At 56.6% G+C, this 3,988-nt stretch carries 5 protein-coding genes; all 5 read left to right on the top strand.

Annotated elements, in window-relative coordinates:
* Positions 1–876 (top strand): DUF3987 domain-containing protein (locus ACXWUF_RS19940; protein WP_458503360.1); only part of this gene is annotated, 876 nt, incomplete at its 5' end.
* A 133-nt stretch (positions 877–1,009) separates the two neighbouring features.
* Positions 1,010–1,288: a hypothetical protein gene (locus tag ACXWUF_RS19935; RefSeq protein WP_458499298.1), complete on the top strand. Its 279-nt coding sequence runs from the start codon at positions 1,010–1,012 to the stop codon at positions 1,286–1,288.
* Positions 1,285–1,770, top strand: a complete 486-nt coding sequence (locus ACXWUF_RS19930; protein WP_458499299.1) for a hypothetical protein — start codon at positions 1,285–1,287, stop codon at positions 1,768–1,770. Before ACXWUF_RS19935 ends, ACXWUF_RS19930 begins: the two co-directional genes overlap by 4 nt.
* A gap of 4 nt (positions 1,771–1,774) precedes the next feature.
* Positions 1,775–2,290, top strand: a complete 516-nt coding sequence (locus tag ACXWUF_RS19925) for a hypothetical protein (RefSeq protein ID WP_458499300.1) — start codon at positions 1,775–1,777, stop codon at positions 2,288–2,290.
* A 125-nt stretch (positions 2,291–2,415) separates the two neighbouring features.
* Positions 2,416–3,594, top strand: a complete 1,179-nt coding sequence (locus ACXWUF_RS19920; protein ID WP_458499301.1) for a Fic family protein — start codon at positions 2,416–2,418, stop codon at positions 3,592–3,594.
* The last annotated feature ends 394 nt before the right edge of the window (positions 3,595–3,988 follow it).

Below are 3,988 nucleotides of genomic sequence, written 5' to 3'. Positions count from 1 at the left end.
TATTCGGGCGGAATCCCGAATTTGGATGTGTTCCTACAGGGGCACGCCGGAAGCCCTGTCCGGGTGGACCGGGGAAGCCGCCCGTCTGTGTTTATGCAACGCCCCGCGCTCACCATCGGCATAAGTCCGCAACCGGACGTGCTGCGGGGATTGACCGCGAAGCCCGGTTTCCGGGGCCGGGGCTTGTTGGGCCGGTTCCTGTACGCCTTGCCCGTGCCGAACCTGGGGCGACGCACCGGGGAAACCCGCCCGTTACCGGAAGACTTGAAGCTTCGATGGGAAGGCCACCTTCACGCCATCCTGAACAAGGAACCGGGGACCGACCGCAACGGCGAAGCCTGCCCCCATACCCTCAAGCTTTCGCCCGCCGCGTTCGATGCTTGGCAAGCCTTTTGGCGTCAAACGGAAGGCCACATGGGGCCGGGCGGGAAATTCGAGCATTGCACCGATTGGGCCGGGAAGTTGCCCGGTGCCATGGCCCGCGTCGCGGGATTGCTGCACATCACCCGCCACGCCTTCCGGGGGCCGGAAAAGCACGAGATAAGCGCCGATGATATGCACGCCGCTTTGCGCATCGCGGAAGCCTTGAGCGCCCACGCCTTGGCGGTGTTCGATTTGATGGGGGCGGACCCGGCGCTTGATGGGGCACGGGTGGTGCTGGGCTGGCTTCGGCGGGAAGGGCTGGAAAGCTTCACCTTCCGAGATTGCCACTATATCCACAAAAACCGCTTCAAGCGGGCTAACGACTTGGAACCCGTCATGGACGTGCTCACCGAGCGCCACTATATCCGCCCGCTGGTGCCGACCGACAAGCCCGCGCACCGGCCTAGCCGGACGTTTGAGGTGAACCCGGCGATTTCCGGGGGTGGGCTATGATCCTGCGCCGCCGTGCCCTTTTGTGGCTTTTGTCCCGGAATCCGGGGGCTGAAAGAATCGGCTTTTCGGAACGCGCCCGCTTGTTCGGGGGCTTTTGTGGCTTTTGTCCCGAGTTCCGGGAGGTGAAAACATCATGAGCCACGCCGAAAAACGCCAGCCGGAAACCTTTGACGGGGAAGGGAATTCCGTCACCCCCACCCCCCCGGCGAAGATCGACCTACACGACGCCCGCGCCATCCGCCGCGAACTCGCCAGTGTGTACCGGGACATGCGGGCCGGACGCATTGAGGCGCAAGACGGAACCCGCTTGGCCTATGTGCTGGACATGATTCGGAAAGCCTACGAAACCGACGTGCTACAAACCCGCTTGGAATTGATGGAACGCACTTTGAACCAACGGGGGAAGCCATGAAAGCCGACCGACTCACCAAATGTTACGCCGCCTTGAGCCTGAAAGAGCGGGCCGGGCTGGTGCTGGGCTATTGCGCCGCCGGGGATGAATTGGAAGCCACGCGCATTCTGTCCACCGTGCCCGTGGTGCCGTGCCGGAGTACCGAACCGGAATACCGGCAATGGTTGGAGCGTTATATCCGCCTGTCGGCCTGGTGGGGCGTGGAGCATTGGCGCACCATGGCCCGCCGCATGGCCGCTTTGGGCGGGGGACTGGACGAAACCCACGGGCCGGACTTCATGCGGGCCGCACGGGCGTGGGAATCCCGGCTAATGGCCTTGGATGTGGCCTTGAACGACGCGGGGGCACGCCATGGCTTCGACCCGGACGCGATACGGCAGGGGACCGCCGCCGAACCGTTCCGGCCTATCGCCATCGAAAGCCCCGACGCCGGGGACGTGGCCGCGATGAATGAAGCTGTCCGGGAAATCTTGGGAGGGTGAGCCGATGAAGACCGACGCCATTACCCGCGCCTATGCGGGGCTATCCCATCGGGAACGTGCCGCGCTGGCCTTCAAGTACCTGTGCGACGGCGACGAATTGGAATTGACCCGCGTGGCGGATTCCGCGCCGCGTGGCACGTTCACCTATACCGGGGCGCATTTCGAGTATGAGGAACGCCTCGACCGGCTGTTTGCCGTGGCTTCGTGGTGGGCCATCGAATATTGGAAGGCGTTCGCCCGCTTCCTGGCTGCCCGTGGCGGGGCGCATGTGGCCTGTGAGCATGGGGACCGGGCCGGGGTGGAACGGTTCCAAAGGGCGACGGAACAATGGGAATCGCGGCTGCTGGCCTTGGAAACCGCCTTGGAGACCATCGGGCCGGAACAGGGCTTGGACCCGGAAGCGGTCCACAAGCTGGCGGGGTGCGTGCGGTTCGATCCGCTGTTTCTGGACGGGCCGGAAGCGGGGGACGTGGAAGCGGTGCGGGGGGAACTGTGCCGATTGCTGACAGGGACCGGGTGAATTGGGGCGAAACCTAGTGTAAGAAAAAAGCGGACATTTTTTTGGACATTTTTTTCTTGTGTTATCATCCATCTTTATGTTTAAAAAGGCTTTTTTAGCCAAAAAAAGGCGACATTTTTACCGACATGGCAAGCTTTGCCGATTGCGAATTCCGGGTTGAAACGCAACGCTTTGGACCCTTCACGTTTCGCGTGGGGGTGGATAGCAATGTGGTCGAAACCGCTTTGCTGCGTGCCAATGACGCGCACGAACGCTTTTCGGAATCGCCCCTATCTCAAGTGGCTAATCAATTCGAGCGTGAAGTTATCGCGAGTAGCGTTTTCGGCACGAATAGCATTGAAGGGGGAACGCTAAGCGAAGAGGAAACTTCGGAACTCTTGGAAACGGACCCCTTGTTGATAAAGGAAATAGAACAGCGGCGCGTGGTGAATATTAAAGCGGCTTACGATATAGCCCAGCAAGTTACCCCGAATGCAAATTGGCAGCTTACCACCGAATATATTTGCAAGATTCACGCGGCGATAACTCGCGATTTGCCAAACGAATATAATCAGCCTGGAATATTTAGGGATAATCCCAAGAACATTATCACTCGGGTAGGGAATGCCGCGCATGGCGGGGAATACAAGCCGCCCCAATATGGCGGGGATGTTAAGCTATTAATAGAAAGCCTTGTGGCATGGCACGCACAGCTTGCCGACGCAGGCATACCGGCTTTAATACGTGCGCCGCTGGTGCATTTATATTTTGAATTGATTCATCCCTTTTGGGATGGCAATGGCCGGGTGGGACGGGTGCTTGAGGCAACGATACTGAAAACCGCCGGATTTCGCTATGCGCCTTTCGCTTTGGCGCGTTATTATCTTGAAGAAATAGATCAATACTTTGCACTATTTAATGCCTGCCGGAAAGCGGCTGCTAAAAATCAAGCCGCACCAAATAACCCGTTTGTGATGTTTCATCTTGAGGCTATGCGAATCGTTATTGGTCGGTTGCATCGGCGGGTTAATAGGTTGGTGAATTTGTTGCTGTTTGAAACCCAAGTGAAGCGGCTATTCGATCACAGGGAAATTAATGCGCGACAATATACCATCCTGACCCACTTGCTTGCCCGTGGCCCTATAGCCGTTGATGACTTGAAGAAATCGCCATGGTATGAGTCTCTATATCTCAAGCGCAATGAAAAAACCAAGCAAAGGGATATGCGTAAGTTACGGGATATGGGGCTTGTGAATATGGGTGGGAAAAACAAAATTTGGCCGGGGTTTATGCAGCCAAACGATGAAAAGGACACGCCTAAATAACTTTTATGCTAGCTTGCTTCACTTGCGGCGGGTTGCGGTGTGATAATGCGAAGTGTTGCTAAGTATTCAGTGATAGCAGACATATAAACGAATAATCCTTAATTGCGATGGAGGTAATTATGGCAAGGCCGATAAAAGAAACCCCGATTCTACGGGGTAAGGATGCGAAACGCTTTGAGAAGGCAATGAAGGAAAACGAAAAAAAGACCATCACGCCGGAGGAATATGAGCGGATCATGCACGCTTGGCTGACCATTAGACATGTTCCCTACCTAAGTTGGTGTTTTCAATGAGAGTTTAAAGTTCCAGAGGCCCGCTCCAATATAAATAAAGGTATCTAATAAATGTGTCAGATGATTTCTTGAGCGATGCACCAAACTATGCAGACATTTCA

The organism is Methylomagnum sp. (assembly GCF_054333355.1).
The sequence above is the reverse complement of the archived record's forward strand: the minus strand, read 5'-3'. Positions and strand labels throughout refer to the sequence as shown.